A 23,831-nucleotide genomic window follows, 5' to 3' on the forward strand; every position below is an offset into this window, starting at 1 on the left:
CGAAGATCTCCTCGGCCTCGGAGCCCAGGTGCGGGCCCGCCAGCCAGCGGGGGCTGTCCTGCGGGCCGATGGAGGTGTTGCTGACCAGGGCCGGCTTCCCGCCGGGCCCCCGGGCGAACCAGCCGCCGCCGGAGGAGCCCGCCGTCATGGTGCAGCCCAGCCAGTGCATGGCGGGCGCGCCCGCGTTCAGCGCGAGGCGGACCGGATCGCCCGAGCACTGGTACTGCTGGTAGCCGAAGCCGTCGAAGGGGGCCGCGGCGGGGTAGCCGCGGATGTCCATGGAGTCGATGCCGGCCGAGGTGGGCGCGTCGAACCAGACCGGCACGGAGGCCCCGACCGTCTCCTCCAGCGACCGGGTCGAGTCCGGATCGGTCACCTTCAGCACCGCGAAGTCGTAGGGGTAGGCGGAACTGGTCTGCGAGGACTCCCCGCCCCCGTCGATCCACTGCTGGGAGGTCCCCGCCTTCGTCGCCCACCACGTGCCGTAGGGGGCCAGCTGCTCCTTGCCTGCGCTCCGCAGCGCGGCGCCGCTCAGGCCCGTGTCGTTGAAGGACGGCACGAAGACGATGTTGCGGTACCAGCCGCCCCGGGCGCCCGCGTGCACGCAGTGGCCCGCCGTCCACACCAGGTTGCTGCGGCCCGGGTTCGCCGGGTCGCTCACCACGGTGGCCGAGCAGACCGCCTGGCCGTCGGGCATGTCGAAGAGCAGTTTGCCCGTCGCCGGGGAGGCCCCGTGGTACGGGGCCGGCAGGTGCCGCGCCCGGATCGCGGCGGGCTCCGGGTCGCTGGTGCCGTCGTCCACCTGCCCCAGGTCGGGCCGTTGCTCGTCGTCCGGGGTCTCGTCGGCGCTGCGGAGCCGGTCGGCGTCCCAGAGGTCCTTGATGATGGGATTGATGAAGTCGGCCGCGTCGCGCAGCCACTTGTCCTTGTCCCAGTCCTTCCACCCGCCGTCCTTCAGAGCGTCGGCCCACTTGTCCAGATCGTCCAGGCTGGTGGGGAGGGCGGTCGGCAGCTGGAGGCCGCCGCCACCGGCCGTCGCGGTGGGTGTCGGGCCGGGTTTGGCGTCGGCGTTGTCGTCGGACGGGCCGCAGGCCGTCGCCGTCACGGCGAGCAGGGCCGCCGCGACAGCGGCTGCGGCCAACCGGCTTATCGGTGCCATGGGTTGCGCTCCCCCTGTTGTCAACACGTTGTCAACAGTCGTCTGCCCACTCGAGGGCGACCCCTCACCGTGCCCTCAAGGGGAGGACGGCGGGCGCCCCGCCGACGGTTCCTCACCAGGATCTGCGCTCCAGACAGTTGCCGGTCAGCGCGTACGTCGTTGGTAGCTCCGGGGACGCAAGCACCGACACCGAGGAGTGAGCACGTGGCCGCCATGCCGAGCGCGAGGAGCCGACCGGCGGTGCGCGGGGGCGAGCACGAGTCCGACACCGAGTTCGACGACACCGAGGGCATTCTGAGGCGTCAGTCGATGCGCGAGTCGGCCGCCCGCACCTACGCCCGCTCGCTGCCCGTCGTGCCCGTGCGGGCCCAGGGCATGACCGTCGAGGGCGCCGACGGCCGCCGCTACCTCGACTGCCTCTCCGGCGCCGGCACCCTCGCCCTCGGCCACAACCACCCCGTCGTCCTCGAGGCCATCCGCGCCCTCCTCGACTCCGGCGCCCCGCTCCACGTGCTGGACCTCGCCACGCCCGTCAAGGACGCCTTCACCACCGCCCTCTTCGAGACCCTGCCGCGTGAACTCGCCGACCACGGACGCATCCAGTTCTGCGGCCCGGCCGGCACCGACGCCGTCGAAGCCGCCCTCAAGCTCGTCCGCACCGCCACCGGCCGCGGCGGACTGCTCGCCTTCACCGGCGGCTACCACGGCATGACCGCCGCGGCCCTCGCCGCCACCGGCGACACCGCCGTGCGCGGGGCGGCCGGCGGTACCGTCGACGCGCGGGTCACGCGGCTGCCGTACCCGTACGACTACCGCTGCCCGTTCGGGGTGGGCGGGGAGCAAGGCGCAGAGCTGTCCGCGCGGCTGACGGAGAGCCTGCTCGACGACCCCAAGGGCGGCATCCAGCCGCCCGCGGGCATGCTCTTCGAACCCGTCCAGGGCGAAGGCGGCGTCATCCCCGCCCCCGACACCTGGCTGCGGCGGATGCGCGACCTCACCGCGGCCCGCGGCATCCCGCTCATCGCCGACGAGGTGCAGACCGGCGTGGGGCGCACCGGGGCCTTCTGGGCGATCGAGCACAGCGGCGTCGTCCCGGACGTGATGGTGATGTCCAAGGCGATCGGCGGCAGCCTCCCGCTCGCCGTCATCGTCTACCGCGAGGAACTCGACTCCTGGCGGCCCGGCGCCCACGCCGGCACCTTCCGCGGCAACCAGCTCGCCATGGCGGCGGGCACCGCCACCCTCGGCTACGTGCGGCGCAACGGCCTCGCCGAGCGCGCCGCCCTCCTCGGGGCCCGCATGCTCGCCCGGCTGCGGACGCTGGCCGAGGAACACCCCTGCGTCGGCGACGTCCGCGGCCGCGGCCTCATGCTCGGCGTCGAACTCGTCGACCCCGACACGGACCCCGGGCCGCGGGGCGTCCCCCCGACCGCGCCCCGCCTCGCGGCGGCCGTCCGGCGGGCCGCCCTCGACCGCGGCCTCATCGTCGAACTCGGCGGCCGCGACGGCAGCGTGATCCGGCTGCTGCCCCCGCTGACGATCACCGAAGAACAGTCAGAAGCCGTCCTGGACCGCCTTGCCGACGCCCTCGTCGCCGCGACGGCGGTCCGGGCGTGACCTTGCGCCCAGCGGCCCCGCCCCCGGGGCGGGATCCCACCGGGCGCCGACCCCTCACGGAGCGAAGCGATGACCGTACGTCCCGGCGACGAAGCCACCGCGGCCGTCCCCCATCAGCGCGCCGCCGAGGCCGGCCTGCCGGGCCGGGCCGGCCCCGCGGCCCCGCCGCCCGTCGCCGACCCGCTGGAGCAGGAGGATCCGTGGGCCGCCGCCGACGCCGCCGGCACGGACGCCCTGCTGCGCTGCTGGGTACGTGAGACGGGGCTGCCGCCCGAGCCGGACGGCCGCACCCTGCGCGTGCCGTTGCCCGCCGCCGGCGCCGAGCTCCTCGTCCCGGTCCACCACTGGTCGGCCGTCGGCCACCACCGCTTCGGCGCCCCGCGCCCCGCCGCCGGAGGTGCCCCGCTGGACGCCGTCACCCTCGCCGCGCTGCTCGCACGGGAGGCCGCCGCTCCCGGCCCGGACGGTCCCGGACTCGTCGCGCGGGTCGCCGACTCCGTACACCGCACCGCGGCCTTCCTCACCGCACGCCGCGCCCACCCCGCCGCCCCCCACGGCACCCACCCGTTCCTCGACGCGGAGCAGGACCTCGTCCTGGGCCACCCGCTCCACCCCGCACCCAAGAGCCGGGAAGGAGTCACCGAGGCCGAGGCCGCGGTGTACGCCCCGGAGCAGCGCGGGGCCTTCGCCCTGCACTGGCTGTCCGTGCACCGCTCGCTCCTGGCCACCGACTCCGCCTGGACCGAACGCGGCCGCCCCGTACCCGCCGAGCAGCTGCTGACGGCACTGGGCGGACCGGAGCTCGTCCGGCGGCTCCCCGCGGGTACCGTGCCCCTGCCGCTCCACCCCTGGCAGGCCCGCGAGGCCGCCCACCGTCCGCAGGTGCGCGCCCTGCTGGAGGCCGGGCTGCTCCACGACCTCGGCGCCGCCGGCGACCCCTGGCACCCCACCTCCTCGCTGCGCACCGTGTACCGGCCCGGCGCCCCCGCGATGCTCAAGCTCTCGCTGGCCCTGCGGATCACCAACTGCCGCCGCGAGAACCTCCGCAAGGAACTCCACCGGGGCGTCGAGGTGCACCGGCTGCTCCGGGCCGGCCTCGCCGCGCGCTGGCACGCCGTCCATCCCGGGTTCGACATCGTCCGCGACCCCGCCTGGCTGGCCGTCGGCACCACCGCCGGCGTTCCCGTACCCGGCCTCGACGTCGTCCTGCGGCACAACCCCTTCGGCCCCGGCGACGAGGTGCGCTGCCTCGCCGGCGTCACGGCCCCGCGCCCCGCCCCGGACGGCGGCGGCGCCCTGCGGTCCCGGCTCGCCGAACTGGTGGCGCGGCTCGCCTCCCGTACCGGACGACCGGTGGCGGCCGTCGCCACCGAGTGGTTCCTGCGCTACCTGGAAGCAGTGGTCCGGCCGGTCCTGTGGCTCGACGGCGAGGCGGGCATCGCCCTGGAGGCGCACCAGCAGAACACGCTGGTCGTCCTCGACCCCCACGGCTGGCCGGCCGGCGGCCGCTACCGCGACAACCAGGGCTACTACTTCCGCGAGTCCGCGCGCGCGGCCCTCACCGCCCTGCTGCCCGCAGCGGGCGAGAGCAGCGACACCTTCGTGGCCGACGCCGTCGCCGACGAGCGATTCGCCTACTACCTCGGCGTCAACAACGTCCTCGGTCTCGTCGGCGCCCTGGGCTCCCAGCGCCTCGCCGACGAACGGGTGCTCCTCGCCGCCCTGCGCCGCTTCCTGGAGCAGGCCGCCCGCACCGGCCGCTCCGGGCTGCCCGCGCGGCTGCTGGAGGAGCCCCGGCTGCGCTGCAAGGCCAACCTCCTCACCCGGCTGCACGGGATGGACGAGCTGGTCGGCCCCGTCGACACCCAGTCCGTCTACGTCGCCGTCCCCAACCCCCTCACCACCTGACGAGAGGAGGCCGCGACCACCGTGGCGACCGCCGACCCCACCCCCGCCCCCGTGTCCCCGCCCGGGAACGCCGACGACACCCTTGACCTGGAACTGCCCGCCGACGTCCTCGCCCTCCTCGACGAGGACGTCACGGCCGACGACCGCGCCGGCGGCCCGGCCCCGCTCGACGACCTCCTCGACGGCGTCGCCGACTGGGGCCCGGTCGGCACCCCCGCGGGCACCTTCCAGCTGGTCCCCGTACGTCCCGAGCGCGACCTGCGCGTCATCGCCCACTGGATGAACGACCCCGCCGTCGCCGAGTTCTGGGACCTCGCGGGCCGGCCCGAGGTCGCCGAGCGGCACCTGCGCGCCCAGCTCGACGGCGACGGGCGCAGCGTGCCGTGCGTCGGGGTCCTCGACGGGGTGCCCATGAGCTACTGGGAGATCTACCGGGCCGACCTCGACCCGGTGGCCCGCTACTACCCGGCCCGCCCCCACGACACCGGGCTCCACCTGCTCATCGGCCCCGTCGCCGACCGGGCCCGCGGGCTCGGCGGCATCCTGCTGCGAGCCGTGGCCGACCACGCACTGCGGCAGCGGCCCCGCTGCACCCGGGTGATCGCCGAGCCGGACCTGCGCAACACCCCGTCCGTCGCCGCCTTCCTCGCCGCGGGCTTCCGCTTCTCGGCGGAGGTCGACCTGCCGGGCAAGCGGGCGGCACTCGTCGTCCGCGACCGCGCACTGCGTCACCTCCTGTGACCCGCCGGCCACGCGGGAGGGTCGCCGTACGGGCGGTGGCGACCGCGTTGTCGGTGCCGCCCCGTAGGCTGGACCCGCTATGACACAGCCCTCGAAGCCCGCCCTCACCGACCTCCTCCACGCCGCCGTCTCCGCGGTCGGCGGGGTGGAGCGGCCCGGCCAGGTCGCCATGGCCGAAGCCGTCGCCGAAGCCGTGGACAACGGCTCCCACCTGCTCGTCCAGGCCGGCACCGGAACCGGCAAGTCGCTCGGCTACCTGGTGCCCGCGCTGGCCCACGGCGAGCGCGTGGTCGTCGCCACCGCGACCTTGGCCCTGCAGCGCCAGCTCGTCGAGCGGGACCTGCCGCGCACCGTCGACGCGCTGCATCCGCTGCTGCGGCGCGAGCCGCAGTTCGCGATGCTCAAGGGCCGCTCCAACTACCTGTGCCTGCACCGGCTCCACGAGGGCGTGCCGCAGGACGAGGGCGACGGGCTGTTCGACCAGTTCGAGGCCGCCGCGCCGACCAGCAAGCTCGGTCAGGACCTGCTCCGGCTGCGCGACTGGTCGGACGAGACCGAGAGCGGAGACCGCGACGACCTGACGCCCGGCGTCTCCGACAGTGCCTGGCAGCAGGTCTCGGTGACCTCCCGCGAGTGCCTGGGCGCCTCGCGCTGCGCGTACGGCGCCGAGTGCTTCGCGGAGGCGGCGCGCGAGCGCGCCAAACTCGCCGACGTCGTGGTCACCAACCACGCGCTGCTGGCCATCGACGCCCTCGAAGGCGCGCCCGTCCTGCCCAGCCATGAGGTGCTCGTCGTCGACGAGGCCCATGAACTGGTCTCGCGCGTCACCGGCGTCGCCACCGGTGAGCTCACACCCGGCCGGGTCAACCGGACGGTGAAGCTCGCGGCCAAGCTGGTCAACGAGAAGGCCGCGGACGCCTTGATGAGCGCGTCGGAGGGCTTCGAACGGCTCATGGAACTGGCCCTCCCCGGGCGTCTGGAAGAGCTGCCCGAGGATCTGCGCTACGCCCTGATGGCGCTGCGCGACGCGTGCCGTCTGGTCATCACCTCGCTCGGCGAGACCCGTGACCGCTCCGTGCAGGACGAGGACGCCGTCCGGAAGATGGCCCTCGCCGCCACGGAGAACGTCCACGAGGTCGCCGAGCGCATCGTCGAGGGCTCGGATTACGACGTCGTCTGGTACGAGCGCCACGACCGCTTCGGTGCCTCGCTGCGGGTGGCCCCGCTCAGCGTCTCCGGCCTGCTGCGGGAGAAGCTGTTCACCGAGCGCTCCGTCGTCCTGACCTCCGCCACGCTCCGGCTGGGCGCCGACTTCAACGGCGTCGCGGCCTCACTGGGACTGGCCCCTGAGGGCGCCGTGGCGGCCGAGGGGGAGGAGGACCCGCCGGAGTGGAAGGGCCTCGACGTCGGCTCGCCCTTCGACTACCCCAAGCAGGGCATCCTCTACGTCGCCCGCCATCTGTCACAGCCCGGCCGGGACAGTGGCCGCGAGGACATGCTGGACGAGCTCACCGAGCTGATCGAGGCCGCGGGCGGCCGCACACTCGGGCTGTTCTCGTCCATGCGCGCGGCTCAGGGCGCCGCCGAGGCGCTGCGCGGCCGCATCGACCACCCGATCCTGCTGCAGGGCGAGGAGACCCTGGGCGAGCTGATCCGCCGCTTCGCCGCGGACGCCCGCACCTGCCTGTTCGGCACCCTCTCGCTCTGGCAGGGCGTGGACGTGCCCGGGCCGAACTGCCAGTTGGTGGTGATGGACCGGATCCCGTTCCCCCGCCCGGACGACCCGTTGATGAGCGCGCGCCAGAAGGCGGTGGAGGAGAAGGGCGGCAACGGCTTCATGGCGGTGGCCGCCACGCACGCGGCCCTGCTGATGGCGCAGGGCGCCGGCCGGCTGGTACGGGCCTCCGGGGACCGCGGGGTCGTCGCCGTCCTCGATCCCCGGCTGGTCACGGCCCGCTACGGCGGCTTCATCAAGGCCTCGATGCCGGACTTCTGGCAGACAACGGACCGCAACCAGGTCCGCCGTTCGCTGGCCGCCATCGACGCCGCCGCCTCGGCGGCCGAGTGACGTCGCCGGGGCGACCCCCGGCAGCGCACAGGAACAGCCCCCGCCCACAACGGGGCCCCGGAACCGGCGCAGAGGTCCCGGGGCCCGGTCACGGGCGGGTCCTGGCTCAGACCCGGCGCAGCACCGCCACCACCTTGCCGAGGATGGTGGCCTCGTCACCCGGGATGGGCTGGTAGGCGGCGTTGTGGGGCATCAGCCACACATGCCCGTCCTCGCGCTTGAAGCGCTTGACCGTGGCCTCTCCCTCGATCATCGCCGCGACGATGTCGCCGTTCTCCGCGACCGGCTGACGGCGCACCGTCACCCAGTCGCCGTCGCAGATGGCGGCCTCGATCATCGAGTCACCGACGACCTTGAGCACGAACAGCTCGCCGTCGCCCACCAGCTGGCGGGGGAGCGGGAACACGTCCTCCACGGACTCCTCGGCGAGGATCGGGCCACCGGCGGCGATCCGGCCCACCAGGGGAACGTACGACGCGGAGGGCTTGCCCGCGGTGTCCGTGGGCTGCGCCTGCGCGGAGTCGGAGGCGCGCACCTCGTACGCACGGGGGCGGTGCGGATCACGCCGGAGGAAGCCCTTGCGCTCCAGCGCCATGAGCTGATGGGCGACCGACGACGTGCTCGACAGCCCGACGGCCTGGCCGATCTCACGCATGGAAGGCGGGTATCCGCGCCGCTGGACGGAATCCCGGATCACCTCGATGACGCGCCTTTGGCGGTCGGTGAGTCCGGAACTGTCCGCCCGGATTCCCGGAGGTCGTCCTGGTAGCGCTCGCGCGGGCTTTGGCGTCTCGTCGTTCATCGCTTCCATCGGGCGTAGCCGGTCCTGGGGGCGGTCATGGGCGGTCAATGTGGCGCTGTCGGCGGTGGTGGTCACGGCGGCCCCTCTCGAGATGTTCTCCCTAGTAGGACAACGGTAGTTGCTTTCGAAAGGTTGCGCCAAACACACGTTCGAGTGAATTTGTGCTGATCCACTGTTGCGATCAAGCTGCAGATGGTATTGATCGAATATGAATTCGAATTCATCCGGCATTCGGGTTCCGAACGCCGTTTCCGCGGGCCGGTATTGCGTCGTCGCCTCCTGTCCGCCCGTCCGGCTCCATGATGCGCGAGTCGTGACGATCCGTACACCCAGTGTGTCACTCGCGCCCCGGCTCTCCCGGGAGGCCGCGCGTCGCGTAGGCTCCCGTCCCGTCGGCGAGCCGCGACACGCGGTTCGCGCGATGGGTGCGTTTGGCCACCACGCCACCAGATCTAGTGGTTGGATGGGGTCCTGCCCCCACAAGTAGTGGTCCCCGGGTCATCAGACCCTTCCGGATCGCCTATGCTTGTGGCTGCTTCGCGGGGCCCTGACCGGCCCCTCGGGCTCAGAAGCCGTGCGCTCACCGTGGGTGAGGGAGGGAGAGGGAAACGATGCACTGCCCCTTCTGCCGACACCCCGACAGCCGCGTCGTCGACAGCCGGACCACCGACGACGGCACCTCGATCCGCCGTCGCCGGCAGTGCCCCGACTGCGGCCGCCGCTTCACCACCGTGGAGACGGCCTCGCTGATGGTCATCAAGCGCAGCGGGGTCACCGAACCCTTCAGCCGGAACAAGGTCATCGCCGGAGTCCGCAAGGCCTGCCAGGGCCGGCCCGTCACCGAGGACGCCCTCGCCCAGCTCGGGCAGCGCGTCGAGGAGGCGGTGCGCGCCACGGGCAGCGCCGAGCTGTCGACCCACGATGTCGGGCTGGCCATACTCGGCCCGCTGAAGGACCTGGACCTGGTCGCCTATCTCCGCTTCGCCTCCGTCTACCGGGCCTTCGACACGCTCGAGGACTTCGAGGCGGCGATCGCCGAGCTGCGCGACCAGGGGCCACCGAACGACACCGGGGGGCGGGACCGGGACGTGGCCGTCCCCACCGCCGCCGTCGCCGCGGAGTAGCGGCGACACACCGGCACCAGACTTGCCGGGCACCTGGGGGGGTGCACCGGCCGTGAGAGACACCGGCGCGGGAAGACCGCGGCGCTTCAGGGCGTTTTACCTGTAATGCCTGTAATGGGAGGCGGCACATGACAGAGACGACGAGCGGCCCGGCAAGGGGTTCCCGAGCCAAGGCCGGCAAGGCGGCCGCGGCGGCCCCGGCTGCCAAGGGCCTGCGCATCGAGCGCATCCACACCACCCCGGGGACGCACCCCTACGACGAGGTGGTCTGGGAACGCCGTGACGTCGTCATGACCAACTGGCGCGACGGCTCGATCAACTTCGAGCAGCGCGGCGTGGAGTTCCCCGACTTCTGGTCGGTGAACGCGGTCAACATCGTCACCAGCAAGTACTTCCGCGGCGCCGTGGGTTCCCCGCAGCGCGAGAGCAGCCTCCGCCAGCTGATCGACCGTGTGGTCACGACGTACCGCAAGGCCGGTGAGGACCACGGCTACTTCGCGTCCCCCGCCGACGCGGAGATCTTCGAGCACGAGCTGACCTGGGCCCTGCTCCACCAGGTCTTCAGCTTCAACTCCCCGGTGTGGTTCAACGTCGGCACCGCCCAGCCGCAGCAGGTCTCGGCGTGCTTCATCCTCTCGGTCGACGACTCCATGGAGTCCATCCTCGACTGGTACAAGGAAGAGGGGATGATCTTCAAGGGCGGTTCCGGCGCGGGCCTGAACCTCTCGCGCATCCGCTCCTCCAAGGAGCTGCTCTCCTCCGGCGGCAACGCCTCCGGCCCTGTCTCCTTCATGCGCGGCGCGGACGCCTCCGCCGGCACCATCAAGTCCGGCGGCGCCACCCGCCGCGCGGCCAAGATGGTCGTCCTGGACGTCGACCACCCGGACGTCGAGGCCTTCATCGACACCAAGGTGAAGGAGGAGGAGAAGATTCGCGCCCTGCGCGACGCGGGCTTCGACATGGACCTGGGCGGCGACGACATCACGTCCGTCCAGTACCAGAACGCCAACAACTCCGTGCGCGTGAACGAAGAGTTCATGAAGGCGTACGAGGACGGCGGCAAGTTCGGCCTGCGCGCCCGGATGACCGGAGAGGTCATCGAGGAGGTCGACGCCAAGGCGCTCTTCCGCAAGCTGGCCGAGGCCGCCTGGGCCTGCGCCGACCCCGGCATCCAGTACGACGACGTCATCAACCACTGGCACACCACGCCGGAGACCGGCCGCATCACCGCGTCCAACCCCTGCAGCGAGTACATGCACCTGGACAACTCGTCCTGCAACCTCGCCTCGCTCAACCTGCTGAAGTTCCTGGACGACGACGGCAAGGGCAACCAGCGCTTCGACGCCGTGCGCTTCGCCAAGGTCGTCGAACTCGTCATCACCGCGATGGACATCTCCATCTCCTTCGCGGACTTCCCGACCCAGAAGATCGGCGAGACCACCCGCGCCTTCCGGCAGCTGGGCATCGGATACGCCAACCTCGGCGCCCTGCTCATGGCGACCGGGCACGCCTACGACTCCGACGGCGGCCGCGCGCTCGCCGGTGCGATCACCTCGCTGATGACCGGCGTCTCCTACAAGCGCTCCGCGGAGCTCGCCGCGGTCGTCGGCCCGTACGACGGCTACGCCCGCAACGCCACCGCCCACAAGCGCGTCATGAAGCAGCACTCCGACGCCAACGCCGTCGCCACGCGGATGGACGACCTGGACACCCCGGTCTGGGCCGCGGCCACCGAAGCCTGGCAGGACGTCCTGCGCCTCGGCGAGAAGAACGGTTTCCGCAACGCGCAGGCCTCCCTGCTGGCCCCGACCGGCACCATCGGCCTGATGATGGACTGCGACACCACCGGCATCGAGCCGGACCTCGCCCTGGTCAAGTTCAAGAAACTGGTCGGCGGCGGCTCCATGCAGATCGTGAACAACACGGTCCCGCAGGCCCTGCACCGCCTCGGCTACCAGCAGGAGCAGATCGAGGCGATCGTCGCCCACATCGCCGAGCACGGCAGCGTCATCGACGCGCCCGGCCTAAGGCCCGAGCACTACGAGGTCTTCGACTGCGCCATGGGCGAGCGCTCCATCGCGCCGATGGGCCACGTCCGGATGATGGCCGCGACCCAGCCGTTCCTGTCCGGCGCCATCTCCAAGACGGTCAACATGCCGGAGTCGGCGACCGTCGAGGAGATCGAGGAGATCTACTACGAGGGCTGGAAGCTCGGCCTGAAGGCGCTCGCGATCTACCGCGACAACTGCAAGGTCGGCCAGCCGCTCTCCGCCAAGAAGAAGGCGGCGGAGAAGAAGGCCGAGGAGGCGGTGGCCGCCGCCCCCGCCGCGGTCGAGAAGGTCGTCGAGTACCGCCCGGTCCGCCGTCGGCTCCCCAAGGGCCGTCCGGGGATCACCACCTCCTTCACGGTGGGCGGCGCCGAGGGCTACATGACCGCCAACTCCTACCCGGACGACGGTCTGGGCGAGGTCTTCCTGAAGATGTCCAAGCAGGGCTCGACCCTCGCGGGCATGATGGACGCCTTCTCCATCGCCGTCTCGGTCGGCCTGCAGTACGGGGTGCCGCTGGAGACCTACGTCTCGAAGTTCACCAACATGCGCTTCGAGCCGGCCGGCCTCACCGACGACCCGGACGTGCGGATGGCGCAGTCGATCGTCGACTACATCTTCCGCCGCCTGGCGCTGGACTTCCTGCCCTTCGAGACCCGCTCCGCCCTCGGCATCCACTCCGCCGAGGAGCGTCAGCGCCATCTCGACACGGGTTCGTACGAGCCCGCCGCCGATGAGGTCGACGTCGAGGGCCTGGCGCAGTCCGCCCCGCGCCAGACCGAGGCGCCCAAGCCGGCCGCCACGGCCAAGCCCGAGGCCGCGGCGACCCCAGCGGCGAAGACCGCCCACAACTCCACGGAGTTGCTGGAGATCCAGCTCGGCCTGAACGCCGACGCCCCGCTCTGCTTCTCCTGCGGCACGAAGATGCGCCGTGCGGGCAGTTGCTACCTCTGCGAGGGCTGTGGCTCCACCAGCGGCTGCAGCTGAGACTTAGGCGGAATTGCATCTGCTGCAACATTTCGCAGGTGTAGCCGATCCGCCTGAACGGCAGCTCAAGGGGGTGTCGACCGATCGTCGGCACCCCCTCGTTCGTCGATGAGCTGGGCGTTCCCGAAGGCCGCGTAGCCGATTCAACGATGTTGCGTTGCACGCAAGCAGCGGAGGCCGCTGTGGCTGTTCTTGGAGTACCTCACGGACGCGCGGTATTCGTGGCCGGCGGTCTGCCAGGAACGTCAGCTGACAACAACCGGCACATTGCCGATGCTGCGGCGACTCGAAGCCGCCAACGCCCGCATCCGGCGCCTCACCGAGGAGAACCAGCGGCTCCGTGAGCAACTCGCCCGCGCACTCGGCGAACAGCGCCCGGCGACGAATCGCACGGGCCCGCCGCGGGCGAGTGCGAGGAGTGTCGGGGATGTCTGATCTGACTTTCGCCACCCCGTGCTCGGCACTTCCCCGGACCTGCTCACCTTGGATCCTCACTGCGAGGTGCGGGAACCGTCTGGGTGCGGTCGGCGGTGCGTCGTGCTGGATTGTCCAGGAATGCCTTGGACGGAGACGCAGGGCCTATCGGAAGGCGGCGATGTGGCGCTGGGCCCAGTCGGCGAAGGTGCGGGGCGCGCGGCCGAGGAGCCGCTCGACGTCGGGGCTGATGCGCTGCTCAGCGGGGGTGGGCTCACCCAGGATGGTCAGCGTGGTCTCGACCACGGGCTCGGGCATGAACCGCAGCATCTGCGCCTGGGCCTCGGCGCGGGTCTGCTCGATGAACCGGACGGGTTCGCCGAGTGCGTCGGCAATCGCCTCGGCCCGCTGGCGGGGCGTGCTGAGGGCGGGGCCGGTCAGCTCGTAGATCTGTCCGGCGTGGCCGTCCTCCCGCAGGGCTGTGGCGGCGACCTCGGCGATGTCGTCCGGGTCGATGGTCGGCAGGCCGATGTCGGCGAACGGCGCGGCGATGGTCCTTCGGGCGCGGACCGACTCGGCCCAGGCGTACGCGTTGGAGTTGAAGCCTCCGGGCCGCAGGATCGTCCAGTCCATGCCTGACTGCCGGACGGCGTCCTCGATGGTTCGTCCCAGGTTCCCGTGAGAGGCCGAATGCGGTCGGGTCGCGACTCCTTGGGAGGACAGCAGGACGACCCGCCCGACGCCGCCGGCCTTGGCGACGTCGAGGATGTCTCGTGGGCTCAGCAGGTGGGCGCTGGGGCCGCCGCTTTGCAGGAACAGCGCGTCGGCTCCGTTGAGAACGGGCCGAAGGCTCTCAGGATCGACCAGGTCCGCCTGCGCGTACTGGACGCTCTCCGGCACGTCCGCGTCCGAGATCCCCCGGGATGTCGCGGTCACCTGCGCACCGGCTGCCGCGAGGGCCCGCACGAGCGATCGGCCGACGTTGCCGGTCGCACCCGTCACTACGAACATGAACAACTCCCGTGTCGATTCAGCATGGTTGTCGCCGCCCGAGCGGGCGGGGCCGCCGCGGAGAGTTGCTCTCCGGGCGACACGGGGACGCTAACACCGTCGATATAGTAGGTACCTACAGGAAAGTGACTATCCCGAGGGGGCGTGCATGGCCGGCGACGCTGACTGGGTGGCAGCCGCTGCGACCGACCCAGAACTCGCCTGTCCGACCAGTGCGGTCGTGGACATCGTGTTCAGCCGGTGGACCACGCCGATCCTGTGGACTCTCCACATGCATGGTCGGCAACGGTTCGTCGAGCTGGAACGACGGATCGGCACGATCACACCAAAGGTACTGACCCAGCGGCTGCGTCAGCTGGAACGCGACGGCATGGTCGTGCGTACGTACCACCCGGAGGTCCCCCCTCGGGTCGAGTACGAGATCAGCGAGCTGGGCCGCAGCCTCGCCCCACTCTTCGCGCACCTCGCAGAATGGGCTGCCGGCAACCTGGACAAGGTCGAGCAGGCCCGGCACGACTACGACACCGTTCCACCCCGGTAGCGCGCCAGTGGGAGGACTCGATCCTTGTCCGAACTTCCGCTGCCTGGTTGATTCCGCAAGCAAGTGGCCGGTCCGCCGCGGCCCGAAATAGGGTCGAGGGGATCGCTGTCGCATTCCCGTGACCGTCAGGCGTATTCCTCCTCCGGCGATCGGCGCTTTCTTCCCCCGTACGCCAAGGAGTTCCTGTCGTCCACCGATCCCATCGCCGACACTGTCGCATCGCTCATTCGGCAGCGCCGAAGGAACTCGCGGAACTCGTCGGGTTCAGGTCGGTCGCGGACCCGGACGTCGCACCTCACCTGATCGCTGGAGGAGCCGGCCGCCGCGAGGAGGGTGGCCCTCGACGCCTGTGCGGCGCTTTTCTCCCGCGCAATCTCGGAGCGACCGTGTTCCGGGCTCAGTGCGAGGCCCCGCGGCGAGCGACTGCCTGCGGCCGCCGCGGGAGCCGCCGGACCCGCGGGGGCGGGCCCGGCAGCCCGCGGTCAGGCCGGTGGAGGGGCGTGCCGCCCACGCCGCGGCCGAAGGATCACCAGCGCGAGGAGGAAAGCCGCCGCGAGCAGGCCCGCGCCGGTGCCGAAGGCGAGGCGGAAGCCGCCGGTGAGTGCGGAGGCGGCGTCGTGCCCGTCGGCGGCCAGGGCGTGTGTCCGGGAGTCGGCGAGGGTGGACAGGACGGCCACGCCGAGGGCGCCGCCCACCTGCTGGGTGGTGTTGAACAGGCCCGAGGCGACGCCCGCGTCCTGCGGCCCCGCGCCTGACATGCCGAGCACGGTCAGGGCGGAGACGGCGAGGCCGAAGCCGGCCGCCAGCAGCATCGTGGGCAGCAGGTCGGCGGCGTAGCCTGCGCGGACCGGCAGCCGGGTGAGCAGGCCGAGTGCCACTACGAGCAGGGCGATCCCGGTGAGCAGGACACGGCGTTCGCCGAAGCGGGCGCCCAGCCGGGCGGAGAGCAGCAGCGAGACGGTGCCGATGGACAGCGCGGCAGGCAGCATGGCCAGCCCCGTGGCGGTGGCCCCGTACCCCCGGACGGTCTGCAGGTAGAGCGCCATGAGGATCTGGAAGCCGAAGAGGGCGGAGACCATCAGCACTTGGACGAGGTTGGCCCCGAAGACCTCGCGCGAGCGGAACATGCGCAGCGGCAGCAGCGGGGACGCCGCCATCGCCTGGCGGACCACGAATGCTCCGAGCAGCGCCGTGGCGAGGGCGGCGAGGCCGAGGGTGCGTGCGGAGGACCAGCCGTGACCGCCGGTCTGGACGATCGTGTAGACGCCGGTCATCAGGCCGGTCGTGACCAGGAGCGCGCCGAGGGCGTCGGCGCCCCGGGCGGGGGGACGCACGGGGTCGGGCTCCAGTACGCGGACGGCCAGGAGCGCGGCCGCCAGTCCGATGGGCAGGTTGATGAAGAAGATCCAGTGCCAGTTGACGGCCTGGGTGAGGACGCCGCCGAGTACTTGTCCGATCGACGCCCCGGCGGCGCCGACGAAGCTGAACGCGCCGATGGCCCGCCCGCGTTCACGGGGTCCGGGGAAGAGCGTGACGAGCAGGCCGAGGCTGACGGCGGAGGTCATGGCGCCGCCGATGCCCTGGAGGAAGCGGGCGCCGATGAGCACGGCCTGGCCGGTGGCGAGGCCGCAGAGGAGCGAGGCCCCGGTGAAGACGGACAGCCCGGCGATGAACATCCGCTTGCGTCCGAGGAGGTCGCCGAGTCGGCCGGACAGCAGGAGCAGTCCGCCGAAGGCGATCATGTAGGCGTTGACGGTCCAGGTCAGGTCGGCGGAAGAGAAGTGCAGGTCACGCTGGATGGCAGGCAGCGCCACTGTGACGATGCTGCCGTCCAGGATGATCATGAGCATCCCCGCGCACAGGACCGCGAGGGCCAGTCCGCCGGAGCGGCTGTCGGGGACGGCTCCCGCGGTTGCCGCCGTGGGCGTGATCCGGGCGCGTAAGGACATGGCGTCGTCTCCTGGTTGTCGAGGACCCAGGTAAGACGCTAACAGATGGTTTCGTTAAAGACTATTTGTTTCAGTGCTTCTGAGGTCCGGCGGGTCCGGCAGGTCCGGTGGTCAGGGTGAGTCCGGCAGGTTCGGGTGAGTCCGGTCAGTACGACTGGAGCTCCACGCGGCTGCCGGCCGGGGTGCGCAGATGCGCGGTTCGCGGGCCGGGGCCCATTCGGGCCGGTCCTTGCGGCTCGGCGAGGACGGTCGCACCGTGCGCGGTCAGCTTTCCCGAGGCCGTTTCGATGTCGTCGACCCGCAGGACGAGCATGGTCGCGTCCTGCGCGAGGGCCTGTGTGGGCAGGGTGCCGGTGTCGCTCGCCGGGCGAGCGCGGCACGGGAGAAGCGTGTGCGGGCGGCCTCGCCACCCAGATCCCCATTGGCGTAGCCGGCCTGCGCGATCAACCTGACCGGCTCGATGCCGAGCAGGTCGCGCGGGGCGGCGGTCAGAAGCGGGCGGCGGTGCCGATGTCCTCGACCGAGGAGGCGTGGGTGGAGGGCGTGCACGGCCTGATCGTATTCCTCTCTCGTTCAGGGGAGTTGGTACTCGGATGGGGCGGAAGGCCCGCCGGCGGGCCATAGGATGGCGCGGTGCTGGTGAAGTGGATTCGCTGCGGAATCGTCGATCGCGCCGGATTCGAGCGCGGGCAGCGGAAATGGGCCAACGGGCTCATGGGGGAGCCGGGCTTCCGAGGGCAGGGCGGCGGCTGGAGCCGCAGCCAGCCGGGCGTGGCGCACCTGTTCGCGTTCTGGGAGGACCGCGACTACTACGACGCCTTCATGGCGGGCCCGCACGACCGCCTCGCGGCCGCCCAGGCCGGCACTTACGAGAGTCTGGGCGTCAAGCTCTTCGAGCACCGTCTGGACGTCAAGGTCGGCTTCCGGCCCCGCTTCGCCGACAGCGACTTGCTGCGCCTTGCGCACTGCAAGGTGCGGCCGGACCGCGTCGAGCACTTCGTGCTCATGCAGGAGAAGGTCTGGAACCCGGCCATGGCCGGCTCCCCGGGGATGCTGCGCGGGGTCTTCGCGCAGGGACCCGGGTCCGACTTCCTGGTGCTGTCGATGTGGGACTCGGCCTCCGAGCACGCCAAGTACCGGGACGGCTCCATTCTGCGACTGTCCGAACGTGCCGATCTGGAAGCCGACGTGCTCACCGTCGCCGGGGACCTCGTCGACCTGGAACAGGCCTGGTCGATATGACGGCACGGCTGACGGCACGGCGACCGGGGACCCGCCCGGGAGTCGTCCGCGTCAGCCCTTCCCGCCCTGTGCGGGACGGGTGATGACCGAGAAGTACGCGCCGTGCGGATCGTCGAGCACGGCGACCCGCCCGACGTGCTCGAGGTCGAAGGGCGGCACGCAGACGCTGCCCCCGAGCTCCGTGGCCCGCGCGGCGGCCGCGTCGGTGTCGGCGACGGAGAAGTAGTGCATCCAGTGCTGGGGTATCTCCTGCGGCCAGGCGTCGTTGATGAGCAGGATGCCGCCGAACTTGCGGTCCGTCCCCTCCACTTCGATCTCGGTGTACGAGCTGTCCCCGGCGAAGGGGTGGGTCTCGCCCGTCCAGCCGAAGACGCTGCGGTAGAAGGCCCGGGAGCCTTCCACATCCCGGGTGTTGAGCTCGATCCAGCACAGCGTGCCCGGCTCGTCGAGCAGGCCCGCGCCGCTGAACCGGCCCGGCTGCCACGCGGCGAACTCCGCCCCGTGCGGGTCCGTGAACTGCGCGAAGCTGCCCTCATCGAAGACCGCCATGGGCGGCACGCACACCGAGCCGCCCGCGGCCTCGACCGCCTTGGCCGTGTCGGTCACGTCGCTCGTGGCCATGTAGGTGATCCACCGCGGCCGGTCGCCCTCGGCCATCACCGGGCCGACGGCCGCCACGTGTTCGCCGCGCAGGCTGAAGAAGGTGTATCCCCCGGCCTCCGGGGGGCCCGCCTGGGAGTCCCAGCCGAACAGGCCGCCGTAGAACGCACAGGAGGCCTCGATGTCGGGACTGCTCAGATCGGTCCAGCAGGGTGTGCCGGGAACGAACGACGTGGTCTTCATGGCGGCCTCCAACCGTGGCGCGCGAAGGCTCCCCCTCTTCATGCTGAGTCTGCGGTACGCCACTGACAATCGGGGGCGGGGACGCCCGGCCTGTGGACGGAGCGTGCGAGCGCCGTCACGACCCTGGTCAGGCACGTGACAGGCCCGGACGGGGACCCGCCCACGGCCTCGCGCGGGGACCGCCGCGACCTTGCCCACGCGTAAGAATTACAGTGAGGCCATGGCCCGACCGCGTCGCATAGTGCTCATCAGGCACGGAGAGTCCCAGGGCAATGCCGACGACACGATCTACGAGCGGGTGCCCGACCACGCGCTGACCCTCACCACGAGAGGCGAGGAGCAGGCCCGCGCGGCCGGCCGGGAGCTGCGCGAGCTGTTCGACGGGGAACGGGTGCAGGCCTTCGTCTCGCCATATCGCCGGACGCATCAGACCTTCCACCTGCTCGGCCTCGATCCCTGCCGTACCCGGGCCAAGGAGGAGCCCCGGCTGCGCGAGCAGGACTGGGGGAACTACCAGGACGCCGGGGACGTGCAGCGGCAGCGCAAGGCCAGGGACGCCTACGGCCACTTCTTCTACCGCTTCGCCCAGGGCGAGTCCGGGGCGGACGTCTACGACCGCGTCGGGTCCTTCCTGGAGACGCTCTACCGCGCCTTCGACAAGCCCGAGTTCCCGCCGAACGTCCTGCTGGTCACGCACGGGCTCACCATGCGGCTGTTCTGCATGCGGTGGTTCCACTGGACGGTCGACGAGTTCGAGTGCCTGTCGAACCCCGACAACGGCGAGACGCGGATGCTGCTGGCCGAGCCCGACGGCCGGTACCGGCTCGACCGGCCCTTCGCCCGCTGGCGGACCACCGACTCCGGCCTGGCGCGATATCACGGGTGAGATTGCGCACAGGACGATTGACCCGGGTGGCACCGGATGTCAGAGTTCTCCCGCCATGACCGCTGACCCTCGTGACCTCCCACGCCGCCGCGCGCTGTCCAGCCTGCGCGGTCTCGCCCTGGGCGACGCCCTCGGCTCCCAGTTCTTCGTGCCGGCGCACTACCCGGCACTGCAGGGCCGCGCGCTGCCGCCGGGAACATGGCAGTGGACGGACGACACCGAGATGGCGTGCTCGGTCGTCGCGGTCCTGGACTCGCACGGTGCGATTGACCAGGACGCGCTGGCCGCCTCCTTCGCGGCGCATCACGACTTCGACCGTGGCTACGGCCCCGGCGTGAACCGGATGCTGCGGCTGATCCGGCAGGAGGGCGCCGACTGGCGCACGCTCGCGGCCGAGATGTTCAACGGCCAGGGCTCCTGGGGCAACGGAGCGGCCATGCGCGTGGCGCCCCTGGGCGCCTGGTACGCGGGCGAGCCGGAGAAGGCCGCCGAGCAGGCCGAGCTGTCGGCTTACACCACCCACCAGCACCGGGAGGCCGTCGTCGGCGCGATGGCCGTCGCGGCCGCCGCCGCGCTCGCCGCGGACCCGGCCGGCCCCGGCGACCCCGCGGACCTCATCACCCGCGTCGTGGCGCTGCTGCCGCGCAGCGCCGTGCACGCCGGACTGCGCCGCGCCGTCGACATGCTCGATTACGACGACGTGGCCACCGTCGCGGCCGTGCTCGGCAACGGCCGTCGCACCAGCGCGCACGACACCGTCCCCTTCGCCATGTGGTCCGCCGCCCGGGGCCTGGGCGACTACGAGGGTGCCTTCTGGACCACCGCCCGCGCGGGCGGCGACGTGGACACCACCTGCGCCATCGTCGGCGGGATCATCGCCGCCGGGGCCGGTGGCGAGCCCCCGCGACATTGGCAGGAGCGCTGCGAGCCGTTGCCGGAATGGCTGCCCGCGGACTGAGCCCCGTCCACGGGCCGCATCCACGGGCCCCATCCCTGGACCCCGTCCACGGGTCCCAGGTCCCGTCCGGGGGTCTCGCCATCCTGTGCATTGTCACGGCCCTGTCACAGACTCCGCCGTCGGGCCCGTACCGCGTTTGCGCAGCTGGTCGGCGCGCCTAGCCTGTCGGCCACGCCGTCCGGCTGATCTTCGCCGGACGCGCAGTCGAGCACCGGTCCGGCGCGCGGCCCCCGGCCGCCGTGCGACCGGCGGGGAGGGGTTCTCATGTCCGACACGCCGTCCGACGCCGCGCCGACGGCGCAGGCGCCCGCGCAGGCACAGCCGCAGTCACCGCTGCGGAAGCAAGGTCCACCCGTCCATCCGGCGCCACCGTACGCACGTCCCTGGACGCCACCGCCCCCGCCCACGCCGCCGGCGTGGGTGACCGCGAGCCGGCCCCGGACCCCGCGTGCCGTGCGGCCCGCCGTGCTGTGGACGGCGCTGCTCACCGGTGTGCTGGCCGCGACCCTGCTGCGCGGCGGCCTGGGGATCAACCTGCTGCTGGTCAGCGTTCCCGCCGCGGTCGCGGCCGCGGTCGCCGCCCTGGACCACGGCCGGCGGCTCAGACCCTGGTCGGCGGTCTGGTCGGTGGCCGGCCTGACGCTGCTGCTGATCCCGGCCCTTCGGGACGCCTGGTGGCCGTCGTTCCTGGCCGTCGTCGCCGGCGCCTTCCTGGGCTCGCTGGCCCTGCACGGCGGCCGTCGCTGGCCCGGCGTGCTGCTCGGCGGTGCCGGGCTGTGGTTCGCTCCGGCACCGGCGATCGGCTGGGCACTGCGCGGGCTGCGCGAGCGCGCCACCCACGACCGGAGCCGGCTGCTGCCGATGCTGAAGACGGTCGGCGTGACCGTCGTGCTGCTCGTCGTCTTCGGCGCGCTCTTCGCCGGGGCCGACGCGGCCTTCGCCGACCTGCTGGGTGACCTGACGCCCGATGTGAAGGTCACAGACGTCCCGCTGCGGTTCCTGCTCCTCGCCCTCGGCACGCTGTTCGCGCTCTGCGCCGCGTGGAGCGCCGCCGCGCCGCGCCGCTGGGACCGGATCGAGGTGAAGCCGGGACGCGCGCGCCGGCGTGTGGAATGGGCGCTGCCGCTGGTCGTCCTGGCCGCGCTGTTCGCCGCCTTCAACGCCGTCCAGCTGACGGTGCTGTTCGGCGGCTACGGGAAGGTGCTCGACAAGACCGGCCTGACCTACGCGGAGTACGCCCGGCAGGGGTTCTGGCAGTTGCTCGTCGTCACGGTGCTCACCGTGGTGGTGATCGCCCTTGCCCTGCGCTGGGCGCCACGCGGCACCGAGCGCGACCGCCTGCTCGTGCGTTCCGTCCTCGGCACGATCTGCGTGCTGACCCTGGTCGTGGTCGCGTCCGCGCTGCGCCGCATGGACCTGTACGTCGACGCGTACGGGCTGACCCGGCTGCGGATATCGGTGGCGGGGGTGGAGCTGTGGCTCGGGCTGCTGATCGTCCTCGTCATGGCGGCCGGGCTGTTCGGCGCGCGCTGGCTGCCGCGCGCCGTGGTGGTGAGCGCCGCGGCGTCCGTGCTCGTCTTCGGACTGGTGTCGCCCGACGCGCTCATCGCCGACCAGCAGGTGAGCCGCTACCAGAGCACCGGCAAGATCGACCTGGCGTACCTGCGGAACCTCTCCGCGGACGCCGTCCCGGAGCTGGACCGGCTGCCGGAGCCGCAGCGCTCCTGCGCCCTGGAGAAGATCGTGGAGCACCTCTACGAGGACGGCACCGAGGCCTGGTTCACCACCAGCCTGGGTGAGGTCCGGGCGCGGTCGCTGCTCGACGAGCGCCCGCCGCGGACCGATGACCAGCCGTGCGACGCCGCAGGGCTGGAGGGCTTCTACGACGAGTGGCGCGACCCCGAGTTCCCGTGACGTGAACGCCTTGTGCCGCCGCCCCGGCCTCCCCTCGGGCCGGGCGGCGGCGCCGGCGTCAGGCCGCGGGCATGCCCGCGCTGCCGCTGAGCGCCTCCAGGTCGCTCTTGCGGACCCGGATCACGAACAACGCCGTGAGCAGGGCGAGCGCGACCAGCCCCACGCCCGCGTAGAACGCGGTCGAGATGCCGTGCGCGAGCACCTCGTGGCCCCACGGCGGCGGCAGTTCGTGCGTCTGCTGGAAGGCGGCCTGCTGCTCCGGAGTGGAGTGCGCGAGGAAGTCCGGGACGAGACCGGTGGCCTTGTCGCGGCTCGCGGTGCCGAACACCGTCACCAGGATGGACAGCCCGAGCGAGCCGCCCACCTGCTGCATCGCGTTGAGGAGCCCGGAGGCTGCCCCCGCCTCGTGCTGGGCGACGCCGGAGACGGCCGTCAGGGTCAGCGTGACGAAGTTCAGGCCCATGCCGAAGCCGAAGAGCAGCATCGGGCCGAGGACGCCGCCCACGTAGCTGCTGCCGGGGTCGATCAGGGTCAGCCACGCCATACCGGAACCGGTCAGCGCCGAGCCGGTGACCAGGAACGGCTTCGGCCCGAGCACCGGCAGGAAGCGGGTGGACAGCCCGGCCCCGGTCACGATCGCCGCGGTGACCGGCAGGAAGGCGAAGCCTGCCGCGATCGCGCTGTAGCCGAGCACGTTCTGCACGAAGATGACGATGAAGAAGAACATGCCGAACATGGCCGCGGCCAGGCTCAGCATCATCAGGTAGGTGCCGGAGCGGTTGCGGTCGGCGAACATCCGCAGTGGGGTGATCGGCTCCCGGGCCCGCCGCTCGACGACCACGAAGGCGCCCAGCAGCACGACGGCCACCACGAACGAGGAAACGGTCAGGGTGTCCCGCCACCCCGAGTGGGCGGCTCGGATGAAGCCGTAGACGAGCGAGGCCATGCCGAGCGTCGAGGTGACGGCTCCGGCGATGTCGAACCGGCCCGGGTGCCGCTGCGACTCGCTGATGAAGCGCGGCGCCAGGAAGGCGATCAGCAGGCCGATCGGCACGTTGACGAAGAACACCCAGCGCCAGTCGAGCCAGTCGGTGAGCATGCCGCCCGCCAGCAGGCCTACGGCGCCGCCGCCCGCGGAGACCGCGGCGAACACACCGAAGGCGCGGTTGCGCTGCGGACCCTCGGGGAAGTTGGTGGTGATGAGTGCGAGCGAGGTCGGCGAGGCGATCGCGCCGCCGACGCCCTGCAGCGATCGCGCGGCCAGAAGTTGCCACGGCTCCTGGGCGAAGCCTCCGAGGAGGGAGGCGAGGGAGAACAGCAGGATGCCGAAGACGAACACCCTGCGCCGTCCCAGGATGTCGCCCGCGCGTCCGCCGAGCAGCAGCAGACCGCCGAAGGTGAGCGTATAGGCGTTGAGCACCCAGGACAGATCGGTGGTGGAGAAGGAGAGCGCGTCCTGGATGTGCGGGAGCGCGATGTTCACAATGGTGGCGTCCAGCACGACCATGAGCTGGCAGGCCGCGATCACCGCGAGTGCGATGCCCGGCCTGCCGTCGCGTCGCGCGGCTCCGGGCTTTCGTGGTGAGGTGAGTTGCCCAGTCGTCACGAGGTCCCCCAGT

At 72.0% G+C, this 23,831-nt stretch carries 18 protein-coding genes; 11 read left to right on the forward strand and 7 right to left on the reverse strand.

Annotated features, from left to right (window positions below; all coding sequences use genetic code 11):
- A partial coding sequence (locus AC3EUJ_RS28190) for a trypsin-like serine peptidase (protein ID WP_431966166.1) occupies window positions 1–1,159 on the reverse strand: 1,159 nt, incomplete at its 3' end.
- A gap of 213 nt (window positions 1,160–1,372) precedes the next feature.
- Between AC3EUJ_RS28190 and AC3EUJ_RS28195 the strand changes: the two genes are divergently transcribed.
- From AC3EUJ_RS28195 to AC3EUJ_RS28210, 4 genes are all read left to right on the forward strand, one after another.
- Window positions 1,373–2,776, forward strand: a complete 1,404-nt coding sequence (locus AC3EUJ_RS28195) for a diaminobutyrate--2-oxoglutarate transaminase family protein (RefSeq protein WP_431966259.1) — start codon at window positions 1,373–1,375, stop codon at window positions 2,774–2,776.
- Window positions 2,777–2,845: 69 nt separating this feature from the next.
- Window positions 2,846–4,684: an IucA/IucC family protein gene (locus tag AC3EUJ_RS28200; protein WP_431966168.1), complete on the forward strand. Its 1,839-nt coding sequence runs from the start codon at window positions 2,846–2,848 to the stop codon at window positions 4,682–4,684.
- Between the two features lie 21 nt (window positions 4,685–4,705).
- A complete protein-coding gene (locus tag AC3EUJ_RS28205; protein ID WP_431966170.1) occupies window positions 4,706–5,425 on the forward strand; it encodes a GNAT family N-acetyltransferase in 720 nt (239 codons plus the stop codon).
- A 79-nt stretch (window positions 5,426–5,504) separates the two neighbouring features.
- Complete coding sequence (locus AC3EUJ_RS28210; RefSeq protein ID WP_431966172.1) at window positions 5,505–7,493, forward strand: ATP-dependent DNA helicase; 1,989 nt, start codon at window positions 5,505–5,507, stop codon at window positions 7,491–7,493.
- Between the two features lie 106 nt (window positions 7,494–7,599).
- Here AC3EUJ_RS28210 and lexA read toward each other — a convergent pair whose 3' ends face one another.
- Window positions 7,600–8,370 (reverse strand): transcriptional repressor LexA, encoded by a 771-nt coding sequence (lexA, locus tag AC3EUJ_RS28215; protein ID WP_431966174.1) that lies wholly within the window; start codon window positions 8,368–8,370, stop codon window positions 7,600–7,602.
- 536 nt (window positions 8,371–8,906) lie between these two features.
- Here lexA and nrdR point away from each other — a divergent pair.
- The gene (gene nrdR / locus AC3EUJ_RS28220) at window positions 8,907–9,419 is read left to right on the forward strand and encodes a transcriptional regulator NrdR (RefSeq protein ID WP_431966176.1); all 513 of its coding nucleotides are present in this window, start codon (window positions 8,907–8,909) and stop codon (window positions 9,417–9,419) included.
- Window positions 9,420–9,547: 128 nt separating this feature from the next.
- Entirely contained in the window at window positions 9,548–12,454 is a 2,907-nt protein-coding gene (locus tag AC3EUJ_RS28225) for a vitamin B12-dependent ribonucleotide reductase (RefSeq protein ID WP_431966178.1), read from the forward strand.
- A 579-nt stretch (window positions 12,455–13,033) separates the two neighbouring features.
- Here the strand turns inward: AC3EUJ_RS28225 and AC3EUJ_RS28230 are convergent.
- Window positions 13,034–13,879, reverse strand: coding sequence for an NAD(P)H-binding protein (locus AC3EUJ_RS28230; RefSeq protein WP_431966180.1), 846 nt, complete (start codon window positions 13,877–13,879; stop codon window positions 13,034–13,036).
- Window positions 13,880–14,027: 148 nt separating this feature from the next.
- Here AC3EUJ_RS28230 and AC3EUJ_RS28235 point away from each other — a divergent pair, with 148 nt between their 5' ends.
- A complete protein-coding gene (locus AC3EUJ_RS28235; protein WP_279566556.1) occupies window positions 14,028–14,420 on the forward strand; it encodes a winged helix-turn-helix transcriptional regulator in 393 nt (130 codons plus the stop codon).
- A 482-nt stretch (window positions 14,421–14,902) separates the two neighbouring features.
- Here AC3EUJ_RS28235 and AC3EUJ_RS28240 read toward each other — a convergent pair whose 3' ends face one another.
- Window positions 14,903–16,369, reverse strand: coding sequence for a DHA2 family efflux MFS transporter permease subunit (locus tag AC3EUJ_RS28240; RefSeq protein WP_431966182.1), 1,467 nt, complete (start codon window positions 16,367–16,369; stop codon window positions 14,903–14,905).
- A gap of 145 nt (window positions 16,370–16,514) precedes the next feature.
- On the reverse strand, window positions 16,515–16,682 hold the full coding sequence (locus AC3EUJ_RS28245; protein ID WP_431966184.1) for a VOC family protein: 168 nt from the start codon (window positions 16,680–16,682) through the stop codon (window positions 16,515–16,517).
- Window positions 16,683–17,002: 320 nt separating this feature from the next.
- Between AC3EUJ_RS28245 and AC3EUJ_RS28250 the strand changes: the two genes are divergently transcribed.
- Entirely contained in the window at window positions 17,003–17,611 is a 609-nt protein-coding gene (locus AC3EUJ_RS28250) for a YdbC family protein (RefSeq protein ID WP_431966186.1), read from the forward strand.
- A gap of 51 nt (window positions 17,612–17,662) precedes the next feature.
- On the opposite strand, the gene AC3EUJ_RS28255 is transcribed toward AC3EUJ_RS28250, so the two are convergent.
- Window positions 17,663–18,454, reverse strand: a complete 792-nt coding sequence (locus AC3EUJ_RS28255; protein ID WP_431966188.1) for a VOC family protein — start codon at window positions 18,452–18,454, stop codon at window positions 17,663–17,665.
- Window positions 18,455–18,674: 220 nt separating this feature from the next.
- On the opposite strand from AC3EUJ_RS28255, the gene AC3EUJ_RS28260 reads away from it, so the two are divergent.
- The 3 genes from AC3EUJ_RS28260 (at window position 18,675) to AC3EUJ_RS28270 (ending at window position 22,212) form a co-directional block, all read left to right on the forward strand.
- Window positions 18,675–19,340: a phosphoglycerate mutase family protein gene (locus AC3EUJ_RS28260; RefSeq protein ID WP_431966190.1), complete on the forward strand. Its 666-nt coding sequence runs from the start codon at window positions 18,675–18,677 to the stop codon at window positions 19,338–19,340.
- Window positions 19,341–19,395: 55 nt separating this feature from the next.
- On the forward strand, window positions 19,396–20,298 hold the full coding sequence (locus AC3EUJ_RS28265; RefSeq protein ID WP_431966192.1) for an ADP-ribosylglycohydrolase family protein: 903 nt from the start codon (window positions 19,396–19,398) through the stop codon (window positions 20,296–20,298).
- A gap of 453 nt (window positions 20,299–20,751) precedes the next feature.
- Entirely contained in the window at window positions 20,752–22,212 is a 1,461-nt protein-coding gene (locus AC3EUJ_RS28270) for a DUF4153 domain-containing protein (RefSeq protein ID WP_431966193.1), read from the forward strand.
- Window positions 22,213–22,270: 58 nt separating this feature from the next.
- On the opposite strand, the gene AC3EUJ_RS28275 is transcribed toward AC3EUJ_RS28270, so the two are convergent.
- Window positions 22,271–23,818: an MFS transporter gene (locus AC3EUJ_RS28275; protein ID WP_431966194.1), complete on the reverse strand. Its 1,548-nt coding sequence runs from the start codon at window positions 23,816–23,818 to the stop codon at window positions 22,271–22,273.
- Window positions 23,819–23,831 lie beyond the last annotated feature (13 nt).

Source organism: Actinacidiphila sp. bgisy160, assembly GCF_057707815.1.